The organism is Pseudomonas rosaeacicularis (genome assembly GCF_057128745.1).
The window spans coordinates 53,677-75,940 of sequence record NZ_JBSKHT010000021.1 but is presented as its reverse complement, the minus strand read 5'-3'; the positions used below and the strand labels follow the sequence as shown (position 1 = coordinate 75,940).

The 22,264-nt window shown below is 58.4% G+C and carries 19 protein-coding genes; 9 read left to right on the top strand and 10 right to left on the bottom strand.

Annotated elements, in window-relative coordinates:
• The first annotated feature begins 52 nt into the window (after nucleotides 1-52).
• On the top strand, nucleotides 53-979 hold the full coding sequence (gene tal / locus ACWKWM_RS24785; protein ID WP_483848644.1) for a transaldolase: 927 nt from the start codon (nucleotides 53-55) through the stop codon (nucleotides 977-979).
• Nucleotides 980-1,065: 86 nt separating this feature from the next.
• On the opposite strand, the gene rssC is transcribed toward tal, so the two are convergent.
• Together rssC and rssB are read right to left on the bottom strand one after the other, a co-directional pair.
• A complete protein-coding gene (rssC, locus tag ACWKWM_RS24780) occupies nucleotides 1,066-1,548 on the bottom strand; it encodes an anti-sigma factor antagonist RssC (RefSeq protein WP_349802361.1) in 483 nt (160 codons plus the stop codon).
• A complete protein-coding gene (gene rssB / locus ACWKWM_RS24775) occupies nucleotides 1,548-2,729 on the bottom strand; it encodes a two-component system response regulator RssB (protein WP_483848643.1) in 1,182 nt (393 codons plus the stop codon). Before rssB ends, rssC begins: the two co-directional genes overlap by 1 nt.
• 267 nt (nucleotides 2,730-2,996) lie before the next feature.
• On the opposite strand from rssB, the gene ACWKWM_RS24770 reads away from it, so the two are divergent.
• Entirely contained in the window at nucleotides 2,997-3,296 is a 300-nt protein-coding gene (locus ACWKWM_RS24770) for a PilZ domain-containing protein (RefSeq protein ID WP_483848642.1), read from the top strand.
• 99 nt (nucleotides 3,297-3,395) lie between these two features.
• Here the strand turns inward: ACWKWM_RS24770 and ACWKWM_RS24765 are convergent, their stop codons facing one another.
• Nucleotides 3,396-4,097, bottom strand: a complete 702-nt coding sequence (locus ACWKWM_RS24765) for an MlaA family lipoprotein (protein WP_483848641.1) — start codon at nucleotides 4,095-4,097, stop codon at nucleotides 3,396-3,398.
• A 203-nt stretch (nucleotides 4,098-4,300) separates the two neighbouring features.
• On the opposite strand from ACWKWM_RS24765, the gene pcrP reads away from it, so the two are divergent.
• Nucleotides 4,301-4,948 (top strand): HAD superfamily inactivated hydrolase PcrP, encoded by a 648-nt coding sequence (pcrP, locus tag ACWKWM_RS24760; RefSeq protein ID WP_483848640.1) that lies wholly within the window; start codon nucleotides 4,301-4,303, stop codon nucleotides 4,946-4,948.
• A gap of 114 nt (nucleotides 4,949-5,062) precedes the next feature.
• Nucleotides 5,063-5,326: a DUF4404 family protein gene (locus tag ACWKWM_RS24755; RefSeq protein WP_483848639.1), complete on the top strand. Its 264-nt coding sequence runs from the start codon at nucleotides 5,063-5,065 to the stop codon at nucleotides 5,324-5,326.
• A gap of 115 nt (nucleotides 5,327-5,441) precedes the next feature.
• On the opposite strand, the gene queF is transcribed toward ACWKWM_RS24755, so the two are convergent.
• The 4 genes from queF to ACWKWM_RS24735 form a co-directional block, all read right to left on the bottom strand.
• Complete coding sequence (gene queF / locus ACWKWM_RS24750) at nucleotides 5,442-6,272, bottom strand: NADPH-dependent 7-cyano-7-deazaguanine reductase QueF (protein WP_483848638.1); 831 nt, start codon at nucleotides 6,270-6,272, stop codon at nucleotides 5,442-5,444.
• A 172-nt stretch (nucleotides 6,273-6,444) separates the two neighbouring features.
• A complete protein-coding gene (locus tag ACWKWM_RS24745; protein WP_483848637.1) occupies nucleotides 6,445-7,689 on the bottom strand; it encodes a lipoprotein-releasing ABC transporter permease subunit in 1,245 nt (414 codons plus the stop codon).
• Nucleotides 7,690-7,767: 78 nt separating this feature from the next.
• Complete coding sequence (gene lolD / locus ACWKWM_RS24740) at nucleotides 7,768-8,451, bottom strand: lipoprotein-releasing ABC transporter ATP-binding protein LolD (protein ID WP_483848636.1); 684 nt, start codon at nucleotides 8,449-8,451, stop codon at nucleotides 7,768-7,770.
• Between the two features lie 7 nt (nucleotides 8,452-8,458).
• A complete protein-coding gene (locus ACWKWM_RS24735; protein ID WP_483848635.1) occupies nucleotides 8,459-9,709 on the bottom strand; it encodes a lipoprotein-releasing ABC transporter permease subunit in 1,251 nt (416 codons plus the stop codon).
• A 137-nt stretch (nucleotides 9,710-9,846) separates the two neighbouring features.
• On the opposite strand from ACWKWM_RS24735, the gene ACWKWM_RS24730 reads away from it, so the two are divergent.
• Both ACWKWM_RS24730 and ACWKWM_RS24725 read left to right on the top strand, forming a co-directional pair.
• Nucleotides 9,847-10,434 carry a PilZ domain-containing protein gene (locus ACWKWM_RS24730; RefSeq protein ID WP_483848634.1) on the top strand — a complete coding sequence of 196 codons (588 nt, stop codon included), beginning with the start codon at nucleotides 9,847-9,849 and terminating at the stop codon, nucleotides 10,432-10,434.
• A 63-nt stretch (nucleotides 10,435-10,497) separates the two neighbouring features.
• Nucleotides 10,498-11,220, top strand: a complete 723-nt coding sequence (locus ACWKWM_RS24725) for a glycerophosphodiester phosphodiesterase (protein ID WP_483848633.1) — start codon at nucleotides 10,498-10,500, stop codon at nucleotides 11,218-11,220.
• A gap of 42 nt (nucleotides 11,221-11,262) precedes the next feature.
• Here ACWKWM_RS24725 and sthA read toward each other — a convergent pair whose 3' ends face one another.
• The gene (sthA, locus tag ACWKWM_RS24720; RefSeq protein ID WP_483848632.1) at nucleotides 11,263-12,657 is read right to left on the bottom strand and encodes a Si-specific NAD(P)(+) transhydrogenase; all 1,395 of its coding nucleotides are present in this window, start codon (nucleotides 12,655-12,657) and stop codon (nucleotides 11,263-11,265) included.
• Nucleotides 12,658-12,916: 259 nt separating this feature from the next.
• On the opposite strand from sthA, the gene ACWKWM_RS24715 reads away from it, so the two are divergent.
• Nucleotides 12,917-13,483 (top strand): chalcone isomerase family protein, encoded by a 567-nt coding sequence (locus ACWKWM_RS24715; protein ID WP_483848631.1) that lies wholly within the window; start codon nucleotides 12,917-12,919, stop codon nucleotides 13,481-13,483.
• Nucleotides 13,484-13,569: 86 nt separating this feature from the next.
• On the opposite strand, the gene ACWKWM_RS24710 is transcribed toward ACWKWM_RS24715, so the two are convergent.
• Nucleotides 13,570-17,823 (bottom strand): dermonecrotic toxin domain-containing protein, encoded by a 4,254-nt coding sequence (locus ACWKWM_RS24710; RefSeq protein ID WP_483848630.1) that lies wholly within the window; start codon nucleotides 17,821-17,823, stop codon nucleotides 13,570-13,572.
• Between the two features lie 295 nt (nucleotides 17,824-18,118).
• Here ACWKWM_RS24710 and tcuC point away from each other — a divergent pair, with 295 nt between their 5' ends.
• Nucleotides 18,119-19,411 (top strand): tricarballylate/proton symporter TcuC, encoded by a 1,293-nt coding sequence (gene tcuC, locus ACWKWM_RS24705; protein ID WP_483848629.1) that lies wholly within the window; start codon nucleotides 18,119-18,121, stop codon nucleotides 19,409-19,411.
• Between the two features lie 873 nt (nucleotides 19,412-20,284).
• Nucleotides 20,285-20,491 (top strand): hypothetical protein, encoded by a 207-nt coding sequence (locus ACWKWM_RS24700; protein WP_483848628.1) that lies wholly within the window; start codon nucleotides 20,285-20,287, stop codon nucleotides 20,489-20,491.
• A gap of 135 nt (nucleotides 20,492-20,626) precedes the next feature.
• Here ACWKWM_RS24700 and ACWKWM_RS24695 read toward each other — a convergent pair whose 3' ends face one another.
• Nucleotides 20,627-22,090 carry a glyceraldehyde-3-phosphate dehydrogenase gene (locus ACWKWM_RS24695; RefSeq protein ID WP_483848627.1) on the bottom strand — a complete coding sequence of 488 codons (1,464 nt, stop codon included), beginning with the start codon at nucleotides 22,088-22,090 and terminating at the stop codon, nucleotides 20,627-20,629.
• Nucleotides 22,091-22,264: the final 174 nt, after the last annotated feature.

The window sequence follows — 22,264 nt, the reverse complement described above, 5'->3', positions numbered from 1 at the left end:
TGGCCGACGGCGCTCGGGTAATGTCATCAAACCCACAGGACAGAGCACGCTCATGACTTCCAAGCTGGAACAACTCAAAAAAATTACCACCGTCGTTGCCGACACCGGCGACTTCGCAGCCATCGAAAAACTCAAGCCGGTCGATGCAACCACCAACCCTTCCCTGCTGTTGAAAGCAGGTTCGAACGACAGCAACGCTGACCGCCTGAAAGAAGCGTTCAGTGGCAGCAACGGCGACATCGATCTGGCAAGCGACCGTTTCGCCGTCGCTATCGGCCGAGAGATCCTGAAAGTCGTCCCTGGCCGTGTCTCGACCGAAGTCGACGCACGCATCTCCTTCGACACCGCCGCCTGCATTGCTCGCGCAGAACGCATCGTGGGTCTGTACGAAGAGTTCGGCATTGGCCGCGACCGCATCCTGATCAAGCTCGCCTCCACCTGGGAAGGCATCAAAGCCGCCGAAGTACTGGAAAAGAAAGGCATCCAGTGCAACCTGACCTTGCTGTTCTCCTTCGCCCAGGCTCAAGCCTGTGCAGACGCTGGTGTGTTCCTGATTTCGCCGTTCGTAGGCCGCATCTACGACTGGTACAAAAAGGCCGAAGGCAAGGAATACGTGGGCGCGGAAGATCCGGGCGTGAAGTCCGTCAGCCGCATCTACAACTACTACAAGGCCAATGACTACAAGACCGTGGTCATGGGCGCCAGCTTTCGCAATCTCAGCCAGATCGAAGAACTGGCGGGCTGTGATCGCCTGACCATCAGCCCGGACCTGCTGCAGAAGCTGTCCGAAGACAACGGCGTGCTGGAGCGCAAACTGGCGCCGGGTAAAGGCGGCGAGCCGCGCCAGACGCTGAACGAAAGCCAGTTCCGCTGGGCTTCCAACGAAGACGCAATGGCCACCGAGAAACTGGCCGAGGGCATTCGTCAGTTCGCCCGCGATCAGGAAAAACTGGAAGCGTTGCTGTCGGCCAAGAAATAACGTTCGGCTCAGCGCAAAAAGGGCGGCATCCTCGCGGATACCGCCCTTTCTTTATGCCTGCGATTTATCGCGGCGAATGACTCAGGTCACTGACGCTCGAGCGCGTTTACCAGGTCGTGAAATGCCTCGCGGTTGGAGTCATTCAAGCCCATGAGGATCTTGTGGGCTTCCAGCACTTTGGCTTTGACCACTTCTTCGCACTGGTCCTGCGACGGCAAGTCGGTCAGGCACTCAGGGCGCGGGATCGGGCGATCGACAATATTGAACACCTGATCGAAGCCCATCGACTGTAAAAGGCGCGTGATGTCTTCATGGGTCGTTACCACGGTGGGCAAGAGACCTACTTTTTGACGCGACAGAATAGACAACTTCGCCAACAAGCCGAGTGTGGTGCTGTCAATGCTGCGGGTTTCGGTCAGATCGATCACGACCGTTGAAAAATTCAACGCCGTGAAGATCCGCTCAATCGTCGTATCCAAGGCCGAACAAAGCGTCAACCGCACTTCACCCACAAATTTCAGGACGAACGTGCCATCTTGCTCGGCAAACTGGATTCTACCGGTACTCATTAAAGGTTCCTGCTCAACACTAACAAGGCGATATCATCCGGCATCTCCCCGAGTGTGGCCAATCCAAACTTGCGGCGTAAGCCATCCAGGCTGCCACCTGCCGCCATCACCAATTCAGGTAACGCGGCCTCTTTCTCTTTGAGTGTATCACCTGGCAAAAGGTCCAGAATGCCATCAGACAGCAACGTTAGACTAAAGGACGCAGGCAAATCCAGCACGTGGTCCGTATACGTCGCTTCGTTGAACAACCCGACTGGCAAACCACGCCCATCCAGATAACGGGCCCCTTCCGGGGTGTACAGCACCGGCAATGGCAGATGGCCGCCGACGCTGTAGGTCAATTGCCCCGTGTCTTCATCAATGACACCGCCCACCATCGTTACGTGCTTGCCCAGCTTGCAGCTGATCAAACCGCGATTGATGTGGCCGAGGACATCAGAAGGCTTGAATTCCGGTAATGTGCCGCCGCGCCTGGATTCGAACAGCAAGCGGGTGGTCATGAACTTCAACAGAACCGTAATGAACGCTGATGATGCGCCATGACCTGATACATCGGCCAGATAAAACGCTACACGGCGCTCATCGACACGAAAGTAATCAACGAAATCACCAGATAGATATAGCGAGGGGATGATCTCGTGTTCGAACTCGAAATCATCGATGGCCCAGGGATTGGTCGGCAGCATGTTCATCTGAACCTGGCGGCCGGCGTCCTGGTCTTCCTGAAGCAAATGAAGGCTGGCTTCAAGCTCGCGGTTTGCCGTTTCCAGCTTCTGCCGATACAGCTTGTTTTCCTGAAGCAGAAACGAGCGATCCAGAGCCCGGCGCACCGAATGCTCCAGCACGGCCAGATCTTCCAGCGGTTTGATCAGGTAATCGGCGGCCCCAAGACGCAGTGCTTCAACCGCGTCGCTCATCACGCCAGCACCGGACACCACGATCACCGGGGTTTCCGGGGCGAGACTGGTCACCTGACGAATCAGCTCGAGGCCGCCCACTTGGGGCATGCGCAAGTCGCAGATCACCAGATCAGGCGTTTTTTGCTCGAATATCTGTAGACCCTGCTGGCCGTTACTGGCCTGCAGGACGCTGAACCCACTGTCTTCCAAATAGGCCGCAAGACTTGCGCGCACTACTTCGTCGTCATCGATTATCAGCAACGTGGCACTGGTTTTTTGCATGTGGGCAAACGGCGCCAGATTAGGTTGGCGTAGGCGGTCAAGGGGTGTCTGACCGCGTACTGGATTCGCTTCTAGCCTCTCTGGCTATTCGCGCCCGGACTTTTGATCCCGCGCGGCGTATGACAGAGGTGCCCTTCAAGGCGCAGACGGTACTCCCATCCGCCGGGCGTTTCAAGCGCGCTCCAGCGGTCGGTTTGCGTCTTTACACCGCAAATCGCCCGGAGTTATAAGAACGGTTAATTCAGCAACGAAATCGAAGGATGTACCATGGGCCAGAATGATCGCGACTACGCCGAGAAACGGGACTACATCCGCATGCGGGTTGATGCTGATATCAGTCTGCTGTACGCGGGCCAGATCATCCCGGCCGTTTGCGTGGATTTATCCAGCTCGGGCATGCAGATAGAAGCGCCGCGCTCGTTTCAGGTAGGTGACAAGATCAGCGTTCGCATCGACTCAGAGCATGCTGCACTGAAGGGCCTGGAGGCCGAAACCGAGGTCGTCTGGCTGGCGGACCTGGAAGAAGGCGGACAGAAACTGGGCCTTACCATCCTGAAGATGAACTGAGTCGGCACGGAACAGGTTCACAGTTTCGACAAATGACCGGCGTAAAAAAGGCGACTCACTGAGTCGCCTTTTTTTGATTTTCAAGCAGTCAAAGACGAATCAGAAATCGTCTACAACCTTGCCGTCCTTCACTTTGAACTCACGGTTCTGCAGGAAGGCGTTGCGAATGAAGATGTACTTGTCACCGTTGATAAGCTTCTCGGCCGACAGCAGGCTGGCGCGAGTGTCGACGATGTTGAGGCCCAGCAGCGAGTTACGGACCGGCACGTCGTCGATGTAGCGGTACGGTGCAGTGTAGGTGTCCGGGTACTTGGCGACGGCGTCACGCACGGTGCTAGGACCGAAGAAAGGCAACATCACGAACGGGCCGCTGCCTACACCCCAGTAACCGAGGGTTTGGCCGAAGTCTTCGTCATTGCGTTGCAGGCCCATCTTGGTGCCCACGTCGAAGAAGCCAGCGAGACCGAAGGTGGTGTTGAAGATCAAACGTGCGGTGTCGACGCCAGCAGCGGCAGGTTTGGCCTGCAACACATCGTTGGCGAGGTTGGTCACGTCGCCGACGTTTTTGAACATGTTGTGGATGCCGTCTTCCAGAAACTGCGGGGTGATGAACTCATAACCCTGGGCAATAGGCTTCAGCGCGTATGTGTCGAGGGTGTCGTTGAAGCGGAAGATGGCACGGTTGACGCCTTCCCAAGGGTCTTCGTCAGCGGCTTGGGCGGCCATTGGAACCAGTGCGATACCGGCACAGAAACAAAGCTTAGCGATACGATCAAACAAGCCTGCACCAGTCACGGGCATAGCTGACACTCCTAGTCAAAGTTATGAAGCGGGCGCTACGCCCCCAAAACAAAGTCGCGAGTATAAAGCGTTCCGCGATGATTTACGTCGCTCAACGCCGAAGGATTTGCTTACGCATTGAAATTTGACAACCGCTGTCATCGCGCCGTCATCGGACTGTCACGTGAGTACCTTAGTTTCACCTCTATTTCAGAGGGAAATTCATGCTCGCTCCCGTCGCTGTTTCCGACCCCTCTTTCACGGCTGTGCTATTTGGTCTGAGCGGCTGCCTTGTAGACTTCGGCGCGCAGTCAGCCGCGCTTAAGCCCAAAGAATCGCAACAAATCGTGTCAGCCGAGGTGGCTGCGCAAGCCGCCGACTATGCCTTCCCCACGCCCGGCGCATTAGCCGTTTTGAAATCTCTGCGGCATCAAGGCGTACCGTGCGCCTGGATTGAGGAATTCCCCACCCCCATCGCACAAGAGCTGGCCAAACCTCTAAGCGGCTGGATCCAGCCTGGCGCTGCTTCAGGCAGCCACTGGCCGGCGCCCGATGCCTGCTGGCAGGCGTTGATGAGTCTGAATGTGAGTCAACTGGATGGATGCGTGCTGGTCAGCGGTGATCCGCGCCTGATCAAGTCGGGGCTCAATGCCGGTTTGTGGACGATCGGCCTGGCGTCGTGCGGGCCACTGTGCGGAGTCTCGCCAGCGCAGTGGGAGAGTTTGAATGACGCTAAGCGTGAACAGTTGCGCACTCGAGCCACGTTGACACTCTACGAAATCGGCGCCCATTCGGTTATCGATCATCTTGGCGAACTGGAATCGTGCCTGGCCGACATCGCACTGCGGCGGTTGAAAGCAGAGAAACCCTGACACCGTTTGATCGACATCATGCAGGTTGTGGCGCACTGGATTAGTCTTACAGCATAAGGACCTTTGGCCGTGCGCCGAGGTCCATGCTGAGACTATCAATAAAGGGAGCACCCTATGTCCGCCCGCAAACTGCAAGAGCAACTCAATACCTTGCGCGAGCAACTGGATCAAAACCCGCCGTTGACTGAAACGGAGCGCGAGGACCTGAAACAGGTGATGGAGCAGATTCAATCGCAGATCGAACTCGAAACCCGGACACAGGACACCAGCGTGGCCGACGGCGTCAATCTGGCTGTGGAGCGCTTTGCACTGGAACATCCGAGCATCGCCGGCACATTACGCAACATTGTCCAGACGCTGGGCAACATCGGCATTTGAAATGCCTGCTCTTTTGTATGAGCGAATTTATTCGCGAGACGGCGATTCAGGCGCAGCAGATGCGTCGAATTTACCGCCCTTCGCGAACACTTTCGCTCCTACAGAAATCTGCACATCACTGCCGCGCCAAACGGGCATTCTCAAGGGTCAAAGCTTCGGTACTGCGATACGGGTTGATGTCCAGCCCACCACGCCGCACGTACCGCGCTGACACCGTCAGCTTTTCCGGCTTCAGCAATCGTTGCAAGTCCATGAAAATCCGCTCCACGCACTGCTCGTGGAAATCCGAATGCTGGCGAAAGCTGACGATGTAGGCCAAAAAGCTTGCGTGGTCCAACGCAGCTCCCCGGTATTGCACCGCAACGCTGCCCCAATCCGGCTGACTGGTCACCGGGCAATTGGATTTGAGCAGATGGCTGTGCAGGGCTTCTTCAATGATGCGTGAGGAGTCACAACGCAGCAATTCTGGCTGCGGGCGGTCGTAACTGTTGATGCTGATGTCCAGATCATCGATGCACTCGCCTGGCACCGCGACGATGCCCTCGCCTTCGATGTCTTTCAGGCTGCGAATGCGCACGCCAACCGGCTTGCCTGCTGCGGCCGACAAATCCTTTTCAAGCGTCGCCACCAGCTCGTGTTGAGACGCGAACGGCGTCTGGTTCAGTGAGTTCAGGTACAGCTTGAAGGATTTCGATTCGATGATATTGGGCGAATCCGCCGGTATCGCAAACTCCCCGATCGCCACCACTGGTTTGCCCGACGGCAACAACCATGACAACTCGTAGCAGTTCCAGAAATCGACGCCTTTGTAGGGCAACGTCTCGGCAGTCAGCCCCAATTCTGCCCATTTGGCGGCGCGTGGAATCGGGAACAGCAGCGATGGCGTGTAGGTGGCGATGTACTCACTGGACTTGCCCAGCGGCGAGTGTTCGGCTGCGGGATGCATGGCGGGACCTGAATGTGAAAGCGGAAATGAAAACCAAGGCGTGTAAGTTTACGGGTTTTGCGGCCGTCGCAAACCTGTAGGAGCGAACTTGTTCGCGAGACGGCATATTTGATTTGCCGCGAGATCCTCTCGCCAACAAGTTGGCTCCTACAGAAGCCGCGTCTTCAGGGCGTCACTCATAACGCAGCGCATGGGCCGGCTGGATCTGCGCCGCGCGCCAGGCCGGGTAGATCGTCGCCAGAAAGCTCAGGATGAAACCGGCCGCGCAGATCAGCGCCACGTCCCCTCCTTGCAAATCGGAAGGCAGATTGCTGATGAAATACACGTCCGAGGTGAAAATATGCTGCCCGGTGACGCGCTCGATCCAGCCGACCAGTGCGCTGACGTTGATCGCAGCAATGACGCCCAGCACCCCGCCGATCACCGTTCCGACAACGCCGATCACGGTGCCCTGGACCACAAAGATAGCCATGATTTGCCCCGGCGTAGCGCCAAGGGTGCGCAAGATCGCGATGTCCGCGCCCTTGTCGTTCACCACCATGATCAAGGTTGCGATGATGTTGAAAGCCGCCACCGCGACGATCATCAGCAGCAACAGACCGATCATGGTTTTTTCCATTTTCATCGCACTGAACAGGCTGCCTTGGGTGTGCGTCCAGTCATCGGCTTTGTAGCCATTACCCAGCCCCGCAACAATCGCCGAGGAGACTTGCGGTGCTGCGTACAAGTCTTTGACCGCCAGACGCACGCCCTGCACCTGATTTGGCTGCCAGCGCTGAATGGTCGCCGCATCCGCCACATTGACCAGTCCCATGGAGCCGTCAAGCTCGGCCCCGACCTTGAACACGCCGACCACGGTCAAACGCTGCAAACGAGGGGTAATCCCGCCCGGCGCGGTGCTGACTTCCGGAACGATCAACGTCAGCTTGTCGCCCACATTCAAACGAAAACGCCGGGCCGTGATCTCGCCGATCACCACGCCGAAATCGCCGGGCTTGAGATCCTGCATACGGCCTTGGACGATGTGTTGAGTGACGATCGAGACTTGCGATTCAAGGGACGGGTCGACGCCGCTGATCTGGATCGGCTGCATCGCGCCTTTGTAGGACAACATGCCGTCCATTTCCGTGAAGGGCACGGCAGCGGTGACTTCCGGGTTTTTCATGGCCGCTTCGGCAGCAGGCTTCCAGTCATCAAGCGGGGTAACCCCGGAGATCACTGCGTGAGGGACCATGCCGAGGATGCGCCCACTCATTTCCTTCTGAAAACCGTTCATCACGGACAGCACCACAATCATCGCCAGGACGCCAAGCGCCAGGCCAATCATCGAGGTCATGGAAATGAACGAGATGAAATGGTTCCGGCGCTTGGCCCGGGTGTAACGGGCGCCGATAAAGATTGATAACGGTCTGAACATTCGTGGAGCACCGAAGCTAAAGGTAGCTATAAGTAAAAATACACCGACACCGGTATGAGCGGCGTCGGGTTGAATCCATCAGATCGAGATCAGCCGCCCGTCTTGCAGGCTCAGCACACGGTCCATCTGCTTGGCCAAGGCCAGATCGTGGGTCACCACCAGAAACGCCGTGCGCGACGAGGTGCTCAGTTCGAGCATCAAGTCCTGAATGCCCTGGGCAGTGTGATGGTCGAGGTTGCCGGTTGGCTCGTCGAGCATCACCAAGCCTGGCTGATTGACCAACGCACGGGCGATCGCAACACGCTGACGCTCCCCACCGGACAACTCGGACGGCTTGTGCGCCAGGCGAGGGCCCAGGCCTACCCGCTCAAGCAACGCCGTGGCACGCTGACGGGCCTCGGGAATTGCGGTCTTGCCGATCAGCAGCGGCATGCAGACGTTTTCCAGCGCGGTGAACTCGGGCAACAAATGGTGGAACTGATACACGAAACCCAGCGCCCGATTCCGCAACAGGCCACGGGCTTTTTCATTCAGCGCCGACAACTCTTCGCCGGCCAGCCATACGCTGCCTTCGGACGGCGTATCAAGGCCGCCGAGCAGGTTGAGCAACGTACTTTTGCCCGAGCCCGAACTGCCAACAATCGCCACGCGCTCACCGGCGTGCAACTCCAGTTGCAAGCCAGACAACACCGTTACCGACTCTGGACCTTCCTCGTAGGATTTGCCCAGGTTGCGGCAGCTCAAAACTGCTTTATCACTCATGCCCGACTCACTCATAACGTAACGCCTCCGCCGGCTGGGTGCGCGCGGCACGCCAGGCTGGATACAAGGTGGCGAGGAAACTCAGGATCAATGCCGCGCCGCAGACGAGGAATACGTCTTCGGGCAGTAATTGCGATGGCAGATAGTCGATGAAGTAGACATCTGCATTGAGAAATTTGTGGCCGATCAGGCCTTCGAGCGCAGAGATAGCGGCGCTGACGTTGAGGGCGGCAAAGATACCGACTGCCGCGCCGATGGCAGTCCCAACCACTCCGATGACCGTGCCCTGGACCATGAAAATCGCCATGATCTGGCCTGGCGTGGCGCCCAGCGTTCGCAGAATCGCGATGTCACTGCGCTTGTCATTCACCACCATCACCAGCGTGGAGATGATGTTGAACGCCGCCACTGCAACGATCAGCAGCAACAGCAGGCCGATGATGGATTTCTCCATGCCGATCGCCTGATAAAGATTGCCGTGAGTGCGGGTCCAGTCGCGGGAGTAGTACTGGTGCTCGCCGAGATTCTGCGCGATTTCATAGGCGGTACGCGGCGCCTTGAACAGGTCTGTGAACTTCAGGCGCAGGCCCTGCACCTGATCGGGCTTCCAGCGATGCAACCGCGCCAGATCCTGAAGGTTGGTGACGCCCAGATAACCGTCCAGTTCGCCCGCGCCGACGTGAAAGATGCCGACTACGGTGAAGCGCTTCATGCGCGGGAACATCCCGGCGGGCGTGACGGTGACTTCCGGTGCGACGAACGTCACCTTGTCACCGATAACGACACCGAGCTTGGTAGCGGCCTTGTCGCCGATCACCACACCGAAACCGCCGGCAACCAGATCATCGAGCCGACCCTGCTTCATGAACTGGTCGATGATCGACACTTTACGTTCCTGGGCCGGATCAATGGCATTGAGAAGGATTTTCTGCACATTGCCGTTATTGGTCAGCAAACCCTGCATCTGGGTGAACGGCGCGACGGCCTCCACCTGCGGGTTCTGCTTGACCTTGGCCGCCAGGCTTTGCCAATCGCTGATTGGCTCGCCTGACTCGATGGTAGCGTGGGGCACCATGCCCAGGACGCGGGTGCGCATTTCATGATCGAAGCCGTTCATGACCGATAACACGACTATCATCACGACTACGCCAAGGGCGAGGCCGATCATCGACGTCAGGGAAATGAAGGAGACAAAATGATTACGGCGTTTAGCACGGGTATAACGCGTGCCAATAAATACAAAAAGAGGTCTGAACATTTAGGGCTTGTTCGCAGGAATGGGGAACGTCCTTGTGGCGGGCCTCAGCGAGCAGCTTTACACTCAAAACACACTGAGCCAACTGACGGATCGCGCTGGGCGATCTTTCTGACAACCGCCGCTACCATGGGTTCGCCATGTCGACATTAGATGAAGAAGAACGCCGCGAATACTACCGTATCGAGGACAGCGTCGCACTGGAAATTAACCTGTTGTCAGGGCCAGGCGCGGTCGACGAACACGCTCACCGAGGCACCTCGGCGCTGTTTGATCTGCTGAGCGAACTGCACGTCAGCGAGTTCGAGTCCCAGCATTTACTGCGTCAACTGGACGAGCGCGACCGCACGCTCAACAGTTTTCTCAAAGCCCTCAGCAAGCGCATCGATCTGCTCGGTCAGGTAGTGGCGCAAACCGTGCTGGGCAAGCTCGGCAAGCCGCAAAAGGTGATCATGTCCGAAGGCGGCCTACAATTCGAGACGCCACAGCCCTTCCATGCAGGCGATCTGCTTTCGATCAAAATGGTCCTCATGCCACAAGCGTCCGGGATGATGCTGCGGGCTAGAGTGACGTCCTGCCAAGCGCTCACTATTGGAGATTTCGAGGTCGGCACCGAGTTCATCGACCTGCCTGACGCCCAACGCCAACTGCTCGCCAGACACATCCTGCAACGACAAGCCCAGCAACGGCGGCTGGCCCGCGAACAAAACGATCCTTCTCCCGACTAATGTTCTGCACAGTGCGTTTAACTGAAAGTACACAAAGGCGCCCGACGTCCCCAAGGAGTAATTGTGACCCTGATCTATGGCCACCGCGGCGCTAAAGGCGAAGCACCGGAAAATACCCTGAGCAGTTTTCAGGAATGTCTCAAACACGGCGTGAAGCGTTGCGAACTGGACCTGCATCTGTCCCGCGACGGCGAACTGATGGTGATCCACGACCCAACCCTCAAACGCACCACCGATCGACGCGGCAAAGTCGTTGAACATCAAGCCTCTGATCTGGTGACCTACGACGCGCGCAAAGGCGGCCCTGGCTGGGTCAATCCTTGTCCGATCCCGCGTTTAGAAGAGCTGTTTGAAAAATGCGCGTTCGAACACTGGCAGCTCGAAGTCAAAAGCGCGTCACGCACCCGTGCCGCCACCACGGTGTTGGCGATTCGGGAACTGGCTCAGCGTCACGGCTTGCTGGATAAGGTCACCATCACTTCCAGCTCCCGCGAAGTGCTACGTGCCGCTCTGGAGCTGACACCTGATATTGCTCGGGGACTGGTGGCCGAATACGCCTGGCTCGACCCGCTGAAGGTCGCGCAAGGGTATGGCTGTGAGATCTTGGCGCTGAACTGGACACTATGCACCCCGGAGCGTCTGAAGAAGGCGCAGAACCAAGGGCTGCATGTGTCGGTGTGGACGGTCAACGAACCTGCACTGATGCGCAGGCTCGCTGATTTCGGCGTTGACAGCCTGATTACAGACTTTCCCGGTTTGGCCAGCGCCACGCTCGGGAATTACTGAAATCGGTCTCCCCGGCCGGCTCAGGCCACCGGCCGGAGTTGCTTAAAAAAGCCGGTTCAGGCCGTCGTAAGCCGCGACCCGATAGGCCTCGGCCATGGTCGGGTAGTTGAACGTGGTGTTGACGAAGTACTTCAGCGTGTTCGCCTCGCCCGGCTGGTTCATGATCGCCTGGCCGATATGCACGATCTCTGAAGCCTGGTCACCGAAGCAGTGCACGCCCAGCACCTGCAGGGTTTCGCGGTGGAACAGGATCTTCAGCATTCCCACGCGCTCGCCAGAAATCTGCGCCCGGGCCATGCCCTTGAAGAACGCCTTGCCCACTTCATAAGGCACTTTGGCCTGAGTCAGTTCGTGTTCGTTTTGACCGATCGAGCTGATTTCAGGAATCGTGTAAATGCCGGTCGGCACATCGTTGACGAAACGCCAGCTACCGTTATCGACCACACTGCCCGCCGCCGAACGACCCTGATCGTAAGCAGCACTGGCCAAACTCGGCCAGCCAATCACGTCGCCTGCGCCATAGATCGTCGGAACAGCGGTGCGGTAGCTTTCGTCCACGTCGATCTGGCCGCGACCATTGGCCTTGATGCCGACGTTTTCCAGTCCCAGCTTGTCGGTGTTACCGGTACGACCGTTACACCACAGCAACGCGTCGGCCTTGATCTTCTTGCCCGACTTGAGGTGCAGGATCACGCCGTTTTCCAGCCCTTCCACGCGCTCGTATTCTTCGTTATGGCGAACCATGACGTTGTTGTTGCTGAAGTGATAACTCAAGGCCTGGGAAATTTCCGAATCCAGGAAGCTCAGCAATTGATCGCGGTTATCGACCAGCTCCACCATCACGCCCAGACCGCTGAAGATCGAAGCGTATTCGCAGCCGATCACGCCTGCGCCGTAGATGATCAGTTTGCGCGGGGTGTGGTTGATGCTGAGGATGGTGTCGCTGTCGTAGATGCGCTTGTGGGAAAAGTCGATATCGGCCGGGCGATAAGGGCGTGATCCGGTGGCGATGATGATCTGGTTGGCGACGAGTTTTTCCACGATGCCAGTGGGGCACACGACGTCGATGGTGCGCTCATCGGCAAAGCTGCCGGTGCCGAAAAACACGTCAACCCGATTGCGCGCGTAGTAACCGGTGCGCGACGCGACCTGCTTGCTGATGACGATTTCGGCGTTTTTCAACACGTCCGGGAAAGAGAACCAGCGCGGTTCGCCGATGGCCCGGAACATCGGGTTGGTGTTGAACTGAATGATCTGTTTGACCGAGTGACGCAGCGCCTTGGACGGGATCGTGCCCAGGTGGGTGCAGTTGCCGCCGACCTGGCGACGGCTATCGACCATGGCAACCTTGCGTCCAGCCTTGGCGGCATTCATTGCCGCCCCCTCTCCTGCGGGGCCGGAACCCAGTACCACCACGTCGTAGTTGTAGACAGCCATGCGTACTCCTTAGAACGGGCCGAGAGCGCCACTCTGGCGTCTCTGGCTGACTCACGCCGCTGGCCGCGGCGGGAAGAATTCAAACTCGCGACGCAGTCTATACGTCCAGCGCCGCCGCGAACATTAACCCTTGGTCGCGTCGTAGGCCAATATTGTCTGCGCTACACCGCTTTTTTGCACAGCGGATCGATTCAGAGAGGCCGCACTCGGGGGAAAAGTGACATAACCTTGTAGGCAGACTCTTGAAAAGGTGTGCGTGATGCGGAAGTTGTTGACGATAGTGATGGTGTTACTAGGCACGCTGACGTGCTCTCAGGTCATGGCTTCTGAGGCCGATCTCTTGAAGCAAGCAGATTTTCCGGCTCAGTTGCCCGGGCAGTCGCCGGTACTGGAGCGCAAGAACCAGGCGATTTTGACGTACATGTGGGCCGATGTGTACGCCGCAGCCTTTTATGCAGAGCCTGCGATCAGCGCCAAGGAGTCGGTCCTGAAACAGACCCCGCAGCGCCTTGAACTGTTCTACTTTCGCGACATCGATCGTGAAGACGTGATCAAGGCTGCCAATGCCACGCTGGAACGCCAGCAAACCGAGGAGGCCCTGAAACGTCTTCGCCCTGAGATCGAACGCCTGCACAAAAGCTTTCAAAACATCAGCAAAGGCGACCGCTATGACTTGAGCTGGGACGAGACTGACGGGCTGACCCTGACGCGCAACCAGAAGGTCATCTTCGCCAGTCCCGATCGAGAACTGGCGAAGGCGTATCTGGCGATCTGGCTCGCGCCCGATGGCCTGTCGGACAAACTGCGCGAGTCGTTGCTCAAGTAAGCGAGCGGGCTGCAGCGCTCTGCTCCCAAGACTTGACTGACAATCGGTCAAGCCGTCCCGCCTCGTTAGTTGCGGGACGGGCAGCGTTACGGTGCCAAACCAATAAACAGCCGTTGGGCAACGTCTTTACCTATCGCGCTTCGGTAAACACTGACCACTGCGCCATCGTCTTTTGCGGCCTTGACCAACGCCTTGTAGCCGATGAAGCGCTGCTCCGGCAGCTTCAGGTGCGCCGCTGTGAAGGCGTCAGCAGCCGCCCCTTCGCTGGCGTAATGGAAATGAGCCCACCACAGCACGCGCTGGTCTTTGTCGCGGATGACATATTCCTGAAGAAAGTCATTGCGCCTGGCGCCGGACATATTCTTGCGCCCATCGAAACGGGCAATATTGACCTCCCGCTCGCGCGCCAGATAACTGAGCCGCGCGGCCGTCGGCGGTTGATTCTTGATCATCGCGACGCGCACCGTTCGGCCCTCGTCAATCAGTCGCGCACCCCCTGATCGCAACTCATCGATCAGCGACTGCAAGGTATTCTCGAGCGCTTCGTTCTGAGGAGGGTCGGCCAAGTGAACCCCCAGCTTGTCAGCCAATGCGCTCAGTTTGTCGGCCTTTTGCACAAGGATGTCCTGCATGTCTTCCGGCTCGCTGACTCGCGCAGACTGACGACGCACAGTGCTGATATCCGGTTCGACGCGCGCCAGTGCAGCCGCTGCCTCACGCTTGAGTTCGGTCAGAGCCATCGCGCTTTCGCCATGCGTCGGTTTGACCAAAGGCGCGACTTGGACCTCCACCCATTCGCCGTTCTCATGCAAATGGTAGGTGCCGATGACGGTGTCGCCGGCAGCCTGCGTCACATCGACCACAGCGCCGGGCAAATCCGGCGCGCCTTCGCGCAGACGCCCGATCAGCGTGCGCTGGGCACGGGTCTTGAACACCCGTCGGCGAGGTTGCTTGAGCCTGGGCGCATACTCGGACGGTTGCGCCGGCGGCTCGGCACTTTCGCGAATCAGCGCCGACAGCCGGTGCTCGGCGCGATCCGAAATCCACGACAACTCTTCGAGAAAACGACTGAAGTACGCCAGGACCATGGCGTCGGGTTCACTTTCGTGTGCATACGTGGCAATCAGGGCACTGCGTTGATACTCGCGCAGTGAGCTTTCCAGCACGCTGATTTGTTCGGCAAGCGTGTAGTCGTTCGGCTTTTCCAGCTCGGCCTGGGAACTGAACGCAGCGTGCAGCGCTTCATCGGTACGCAGATCCTTGAGCTCCCTGGCGCCCTGTCCTGAAAGGATCTGGTCTTCGCTGAAGGTCAATTCCAAAAGCGACCACAATCGGTTTATCCGCCAGTCCACCTGGGTGAATAGACTGCTCAGGTGCAACTCCAAAACGTCCTCGCGCCAGAATCCTTCGCCGACCTTGGGCACTGCGCGCAACTCCTGCCATAACCTCTCTCTGACGCCAGACCAGTGCACGCCTCGGCTTTGCAGGGCCAGCAGATCCTCAAACAGCTTCAAGTAGACGGTGACGTTAGCCTGGATAACGCTGGTATCGGAGACGGTTTGCAGTTGAATCATTTGAGCCCGCGCCTGTTTCAGCACGCTTTCAAGCAGCAAGCCTTCGAAGAAGGCAATGCGTCGACACACTCCTTGCAGATCCTTTCCAACGGTCTTATCCGCCGCGCGGTCAGCCGGACGCAGTGCCAGTTCGAGCTGTTTTTTCTGCTCGATGATGGCGCAGATCTCCTTCAAATCCGTTTCAACGCGTGTGATGAGGTCAGCGGGCAACTGCTCCGGCGTTGCGCGGAACGCGTCGTCCCAGTCGATGAACTTCTGATAAAGCGCGTATTTACGCTGATCCAGCAGCACTTTCGCCTCGGTCACACGTTTGAGCGTTGCCGCGTTTTCCAGGGCAAGTTGCCGAACACTCCGCTTGGGAGCGCCGCCACGCAAGCGCATCGACAAGTCCAGCGTCCATGCCTGATTGACCCGACGCAGACGAGGCCCCTCTGCTGACGCATTGTCCGCATTGACGATAGAGGCGCTGTCTTCGTTGAGAGCCACTGCGTAAACCCCGGTAGCAAGGCGCACAAACCAGCGTTGGTCCTGATGATAGAGGCCTTGTGTGCCCGACTCCGCAGACGGTTCGCCCAACAAAGGCTCGGGCGACACTTTCAGGCGCTCAATGGCCTGGATTTGTGCCTGGGTCAGTTGATGGGTTGCACTGGACCAGGAAAAATCCACCAGGGTTGTAGCGCCCTGCGCCAGATCGATCTGTTCTCCCATCGGCAGATCGGCCTGATTAGCCGGCCTGCCCCCCGCACTTTTCAGCGACAGCGGACGCCGGGACAGCTCCACCCGAGCGGCAAAACCGTGATGCAGGAGAATCATCGAGATCGTCAGCAGCAACGCGTTCCATGCCTCGACACCCTCACGTTTCGCCTTGCGACGTTCGGCCGCCAGCACCTGATCCACGCTGACCATAACCTGCACCAACCAAAGCGCAGAACCCACTGAACCGGAAACAAACGGCATGACGGCATCCAGTGCCAACCAGCCGCCCCGCTTGATCAGCGCCCAGCGGCGTTCTGCGTTGGACACCGACTCAAGATCTGCCAGATCGGCCAGTGCCTTGGCGTTGGCGTTGAAAAACGCAGTAAACACATCGCCGGGAATCGGGCTGACGTCCAGCTGCGCCGGGGCGGGAACCTCCAGCGGCGAAAAATCGGACCCCAAACCGAAGCGCACGAGGTGAGGCTGAGCGAAGCCGCCACTGGCATAGCGTAGCGCCGCATGCTCGCTCATCCACGCCAGTACCTGATCCTGCAACTCGCCGGCGTGCGCAATAGCCTCGCGCAGCGCTGACCAACTGGAGAATTCAGTGAGCGGCACTTTATCGAAGGGGCGATACAGCACAAACGGCCCGATCGCCAAGTCGGCGCCGCCCATGACGAACATATTGCTCGCCGGGTCTGCAGGGGCGCCTGGCTCAGCGACAAACGCCAACGGGCGCAGCACGGCGGCGGCACTCCCGGTCGATGGCTGCAGCAGCGAGCGCACACAGCGATAACCGGCCTGCGTCAACTGCCCTTCACCGCGGATCTTTTGTTCCAGCGCCTTGAGGGGCAGTTGCACGCGCAATTGATCTTTAAACAGCGTTTGACGCCGCGTGGCCTCGGCCGAGTCAGTGATCAGGTAACGCCTGACCAAGGCAGGATACGTGCGACCGATGTCAACGCGGCTCACCAGTTGCTTCAAATAGTCAGGCGTCAGCCAGGTCGGCAGCGGGCCGCCATCGCGCAGGGACAATGTGAGGGTGCCGTTTGGCAGGCTCGACAGATTGTCCAGAGCGAAAGCGGCAACGCTCATCTTGATATTTTCCACGCTGCCCACGGTGACGATCTGACCGCCTGAAGGCACAGCCGCTGCGGTGACTTTTGCAATGTGGACAGTGACGTCATTGAACGTCACCGCCGTGGCTTCGGGATGATCCTCGCGCAGACTGTCCTGAAGCACTTTGTTGGCGTACTCCATAATCGGCGGCAGATCGTCATCCCAGGATTTCCCCTCTGCACGTGCACCCACCACCGCCAGCGCCGCCAGGGTGCGGCTGTAATCCAGACGATCCTCGGCGCTTGCATGGCGCAACCAGTCGGGAAGTTGATCAAGGCGATTCAGGCGCGGGGCAACCTTGGATGACGACGTGTCACCCAGCAGCCCGGTGACATCGGTGACTTTCGCCAGATAACGCTCTATCTCGTCAAAGTCGCCCAACCCCAGCGCCAGTACATCCTGAATTTGGGACAGCTGCGCCTCAAGCACGTCCAGCGCTTGTTGTTCAAAATCCGTCGCAATCGGGCCCGTTTCCGTGGCGCTGCCGACGGTTGCGACGCTCGCTTGACTTGCACTTTGCTGCGCCAACGCCTGGGACAGGGATTTCCACGGGGTGGTGCCTTCTTCGCCAGGACTGTCCCAGAACGTCACGACCGACTGCATGAACTGCCCGACCAGGCCCAGAGATACGCTGTCGATCACAATGGCCAACTGCGCAAAGTCGATCTCCACGGCTGCCGGTAATGGAGCGGACGGATCGGCGATCAGGGTGTTTTGATCGGATTCCAGGTGCAGCGTCTTGCCGCTGGAAAAACTCTGGCGCAGATACTCCATAAGCGTTTCAGACTTGGGCTTGCCAGCGTTGGACGTGCGGGTGATCACCGCGATCTGTGGATCGATTTCGAGGTCTGGAAACTGCGCCTTGAGCCCCTCACGCAGGGCTTTCAGTGCCAGCGGCGCAAGAGCAGGACGGCGGGAAAAGGTATCGATTACATCAAATTTTAATTTCATTGGGGTGTTAACTCGCAGAGTGATGTTGCTCTCGGCCTGACAGGGCTGCCAGGCCGGAACATTTCAGGCGAGTTAAGGGCGGATTCATCCGGGCGATGACATAAACAAATATTGTGTGGTGAATACAATTGGCGAGGCTGGCCAGGGGCGCAGCCAGTGTTCTGATTGCCATCCTCCATATTTACACATATCGTTACAAATCTGCCCTATCCGAAGTCCAAGCTCGGTTTGGCAGCAGAGGACGCATAAATACAACGGATCCCCCCAGCTAGACAGCCTAAGTGAGTATTTCCAAATGGCCTCGACCACAGGCAAAGGCAAGGCGATTTTTCGCGTTGTCAGCGGCAACTTCCTTGAAATGTTCGATTTCATGGTCTACGGCTTTTACGCCACGGCCATCGCTAAAACCTTCTTTCCTGCCGACAGCGAGTTCGCCTCGTTAATGCTTTCACTGGCGACCTTCGGTGCCGGCTTCCTGATGCGTCCGCTGGGTGCGATCTTCCTCGGCGCTTATATCGACCATCACGGGCGTAAGAAAGGCCTGGTCATCACCCTCGCGATGATGGCCATGGGCACGATTCTGATTGCGTGCGTGCCGGGTTACGCGACGTTGGGCGTTGCAGCGCCACTGTTGGTGCTGGTCGGACGCTTGTTGCAGGGTTTTTCCGCAGGTGTGGAACTGGGCGGCGTCTCGGTCTACTTGGCAGAAATCTCGACACCTGGCCGCAAGGGTTTCTTTGTCAGCTGGCAATCTGCAAGCCAGCAGGCGGCCGTTGTATTCGCTGGCCTGCTCGGCGTTGGCCTAAACCACTGGCTGAGCCCGGAAGACATGGGGCAATGGGGCTGGCGCGTGCCGTTCCTGATCGGCTGCCTGATCGTCCCGGTGATTTTCGTCATCCGCCGCTCAATGGAAGAAACCCCCGAGTTCGAAGCCCGCGCCAAGAAACACCGGCCTACGCTGGGTGAAGTGGTGAAATCCATCGGTCAGAATTTCGGCCTGGTGATCGCTGGCATGGCGCTCGTGGTCATGACCACGGTTTCTTTCTACTTGATCACCGCCTACACCCCGACGTTCGGCAAAAACGAGCTGCATTTGTCAGACCTGGATGCGTTGCTGGTGACCGTGTGCGTCGGCATTTCGAACTTCATCTGGCTGCCGGTGATGGGCGCGGTGTCTGACAAGATCGGTCGTAAACCCCTGCTGTTGGGCGCGACGATTCTGGCAATCATCACTGCTTACCCTGCCCTGTCATGGCTGACCTCCAACCCCAGTTTCGCCAACCTGTTGATGGTCGAACTGTGGCTGTCGTTCCTCTACGGTTCGTACAACGGCGCCATGGTGGTGGCCCTGACCGAAATCATGCCGGTCGAAGTACGTACCACAGGCTTCTCGCTAGCCTACAGCCTGGCGACTGCGACCTTCGGCGGTTTCACCCCGGCGGCCTGCACCTACCTGATCCATGTGCTCGACAATAAAGCGGCGCCCGGCATCTGGCTGAGCGGCGCAGCGGTACTGGGCCTGATCGCCACGCTGGTGCTGTTCCGCAAGGGCCAGAGCCATGTGCATGGGGCTGCGGCGGCGCAGTGATGGGCTGCTAGCTGCAAGCTTTAAGTAAGAGCAAGATCAAAAACGCCCCGACTGAGTTCGGGGCGTTTTTTTATGTCAAGTACCAGTCCTGTAGGAGTGAGCTTGCTCGCGATTGCGGTCAGGCGGATGACATTGCAGCGTCTGGTTAGACGCATCGCGAGCAAGCTCACGCCTACCGGTCGAGCGCTTGGTGCAGATATGGACGTTGCTGAGATTTGTTGTAGGAGCGAGGCTTGCCCGCGAAGCTAGCGCCACGGAAATGCCTGACACTCCGCGTCCTGGACTTCGCGGGCAAGCCTCGCTCCAACAGGGGTCGGTTGATCCATCCGATCACCGTAACGCCGCTTACGCCCTCAGGGCGTAGGAGTCTGGCTTGCCGACGATTGGCGGCGAAGCGGTCATGAAGCCGGATGGCAAGGTTTGTCTGAATCATCGCGCACTTACGATCTGCTGCCGCTTCGCGGTCGAGCGCGACCCCGGCAGATCGCCTGCAAGCAAGGCTCCTACGCCTTCGGCAGAATCAAACACAAATGATCGGCGTAAACCGCCCCCCACCCGTTCAGAGACGTTTTTGTGCGGAGACTGCCGCCTGCAGGAGCACGCTTGCCCGCGATCGCGATGGGTCGGATGACATGCAGCGTCTGGCCTGACGCATCGCGGGCAAGCGCGCTACTACAGGTTTGTCGCCTGGCGCAGATGTGGACGTTGCTGAGATTTGTTGTAGGAGCGAGGCTTGCCCGCGAAGCTAGCGCCACGGAAATGCCTGACACTCCGCGTCCTGGACTTCGCGGGCAAGCCTCGCTCCAACAGGGGTCGGTTGATCCATCCGATCACCGTAACGCCGCTTACGCCCTCAGGGCGTAGGAGTCTGGCTTGCCGACGATTGGCGGCGAAGCGGTCATGAAGCCGGATGGCAAGGTTTGTCTGAATCATCGCGCACTTACGATCTGCTGCCGCTTCGCGGTCGAGCGCGACCCCGGCAGATCGCCTGCAAGCAAGGCTCCTACGCCTTCGGCAGAAGCGGTGATGCAGCGACGCGCGTTCGGCAGAAGCGGCGATGCGCAGTATGCGGAGCGGTGATGCGTTGATGCGTCTCGGCAGACGCAATGGTGTGGTGAGGTGCAACGAAAACAAAACGCCCCGAACTTGTCGGGGCGTTTTTGTGTTGCTTCGGCTTGCGGCTTGCGGCTTACCGCTTGAAACCGCCTGTGCTACTTAAGCCGGAAACGCTGGCGGGTTGACCCCGGCCATGTCTTCCATCACGCGGACCACTTGGCAGCTGTAACCGAATTCGTTGTCGTACCACACGTACAGCACAACGCGGTTGTCGTTGACGATGGTGGCTTCGGCATCGACTACACCTGCGTGACGCGAACCCACAAAGTCAGTCGAGACCACTTCCTGGGAGTTCACGAAGTCGATCTGCTTGTGCAGGTCCGAGTGCAGCGCCATGTAGCGCAGGTACTCGTTGACTTCTTCGCGGGTGGTGGCGTTCTCAAGGTTCAGGTTGAGAATGGCCATCGACACGTTCGGCGTCGGTACACGGATGGCGTTGCCGGTCAGCTTGCCGGCCAGCTCTGGCAAGGCTTTGGCCGCTGCGGTGGCCGCACCGGTTTCGGTGATGACCATGTTCAGCGCAGCGCTACGACCACGGCGATCGCCCTTGTGGAAGTTATCGATCAGGTTCTGGTCGTTGGTGTAGGAGTGAACCGTTTCGACGTGACCATTGACGATGCCGAATTTGTCGTTGATCGCCTTGAGCACCGGCACGATGGCGTTGGTGGTGCAGGACGCCGCCGAAACGATCTTGTCGTCATCGGTGATCTGCTGGTGGTTGATACCGTGAACGATGTTCTTCAGCTTGCCCTTGCCCGGCGCGGTCAGCACCACGCGGTCGATGCCTGGGCACTGCAAGTGCTGACCCAGACCATCAGCGTCACGCCACACACCGGTGTTGTCCACCAGCAGCGCGTCTTTGATGCCGTACTGGGTGTAATCGACTTCAGTCGGGTTCTTGGCGTAGATCACCTGAATCAGGTTGCCGTTGGCGCTGATGGTGTTATTGGCTTCGTCGATGGTGATAGTGCCGTCGAACGGGCCGTGCACCGAGTCACGACGCAACAGACTGGCACGCTTGACCAAGTCATTTTCAGCACCCTTGCGCACAACAATGGCTCGCAGACGCAGGCCGTCGCCGCCACCGGTTTTTTCGATCAGGATGCGCGCCAGCAGACGACCGATACGGCCGAAACCGTAAAGCACCACATCAGTGCCCTTGCGGGGGCCGGTGCCTTGTTTGCCGACGACATCGGCCATTTCTTCACGCACGAATTGCTCGGCGGTGCGGCCATTGCTTTCGGCCTTGTACTTCACGGCCAGCTTGCCCAGATCCACCGAGGCAGCGCCCAGTTTCAGGTCGCTCATCGCTTTGATCAGCGGGAAGGTCTCGTGTACGGACAATTCGCTGGCGTCGGATTGGCGGTGACGCGCAAAGCGATGAGCTTTGAGAATGGCGATGACTGAACGGTTGATCAGGCTGCGGCCGTAGATCGAACTCACCACATTGTTATTGCGGTAGAGCTGGCCGATTAGAGGGATCATCGCCTCAGCGAGAGCCTCACGATCAATCCATTCACCAAGACACTGGTCGGGCTTCTGAGTCACGGGAACCTTCCACATGTAGGGGCTGAAAAAAGGGGCTACATTATGACCGCGCCTTTGTTTCTGAGCAATGCGCGGTTATCAGGTTGTACGGCACTACATAAATGCGACACAGAGTCGCGCGGTCGTAAAACTGACAGCGTATTCCTTCTTTAGTTACAATCGCCGCCCCTGCCGCAACGCCTGGAGCTT

What these genes read in the sequence shown, in the direction of transcription:
- tal (WP_483848644.1), top strand. Translation starts at nt 53, where the DNA reads ATGACTTCCAAGCTGGAACAACTCAAAAAAATTACCACCGTCGTTGCC.
- rssC (WP_349802361.1), bottom strand. Translation starts at nt 1,548, where the DNA reads ATGAGTACCGGTAGAATCCAGTTTGCCGAGCAAGATGGCACGTTCGTC.
- rssB (WP_483848643.1), bottom strand. Translation starts at nt 2,729, where the DNA reads ATGCAAAAAACCAGTGCCACGTTGCTGATAATCGATGACGACGAAGTA.
- ACWKWM_RS24770 (WP_483848642.1), top strand. Translation starts at nt 2,997, where the DNA reads ATGGGCCAGAATGATCGCGACTACGCCGAGAAACGGGACTACATCCGC.
- ACWKWM_RS24765 (WP_483848641.1), bottom strand. Translation starts at nt 4,097, where the DNA reads ATGCCCGTGACTGGTGCAGGCTTGTTTGATCGTATCGCTAAGCTTTGT.
- pcrP (WP_483848640.1), top strand. Translation starts at nt 4,301, where the DNA reads ATGCTCGCTCCCGTCGCTGTTTCCGACCCCTCTTTCACGGCTGTGCTA.
- ACWKWM_RS24755 (WP_483848639.1), top strand. Translation starts at nt 5,063, where the DNA reads ATGTCCGCCCGCAAACTGCAAGAGCAACTCAATACCTTGCGCGAGCAA.
- queF (WP_483848638.1), bottom strand. Translation starts at nt 6,272, where the DNA reads ATGCATCCCGCAGCCGAACACTCGCCGCTGGGCAAGTCCAGTGAGTAC.
- ACWKWM_RS24745 (WP_483848637.1), bottom strand. Translation starts at nt 7,689, where the DNA reads ATGTTCAGACCGTTATCAATCTTTATCGGCGCCCGTTACACCCGGGCC.
- lolD (WP_483848636.1), bottom strand. Translation starts at nt 8,451, where the DNA reads ATGAGTGATAAAGCAGTTTTGAGCTGCCGCAACCTGGGCAAATCCTAC.
- ACWKWM_RS24735 (WP_483848635.1), bottom strand. Translation starts at nt 9,709, where the DNA reads ATGTTCAGACCTCTTTTTGTATTTATTGGCACGCGTTATACCCGTGCT.
- ACWKWM_RS24730 (WP_483848634.1), top strand. Translation starts at nt 9,847, where the DNA reads ATGTCGACATTAGATGAAGAAGAACGCCGCGAATACTACCGTATCGAG.
- sthA (WP_483848632.1), bottom strand. Translation starts at nt 12,657, where the DNA reads ATGGCTGTCTACAACTACGACGTGGTGGTACTGGGTTCCGGCCCCGCA.
- ACWKWM_RS24715 (WP_483848631.1), top strand. Translation starts at nt 12,917, where the DNA reads ATGCGGAAGTTGTTGACGATAGTGATGGTGTTACTAGGCACGCTGACG.
- ACWKWM_RS24710 (WP_483848630.1), bottom strand. Translation starts at nt 17,823, where the DNA reads ATGAAATTAAAATTTGATGTAATCGATACCTTTTCCCGCCGTCCTGCT.
- tcuC (WP_483848629.1), top strand. Translation starts at nt 18,119, where the DNA reads ATGGCCTCGACCACAGGCAAAGGCAAGGCGATTTTTCGCGTTGTCAGC.
- ACWKWM_RS24695 (WP_483848627.1), bottom strand. Translation starts at nt 22,090, where the DNA reads ATGTGGAAGGTTCCCGTGACTCAGAAGCCCGACCAGTGTCTTGGTGAA.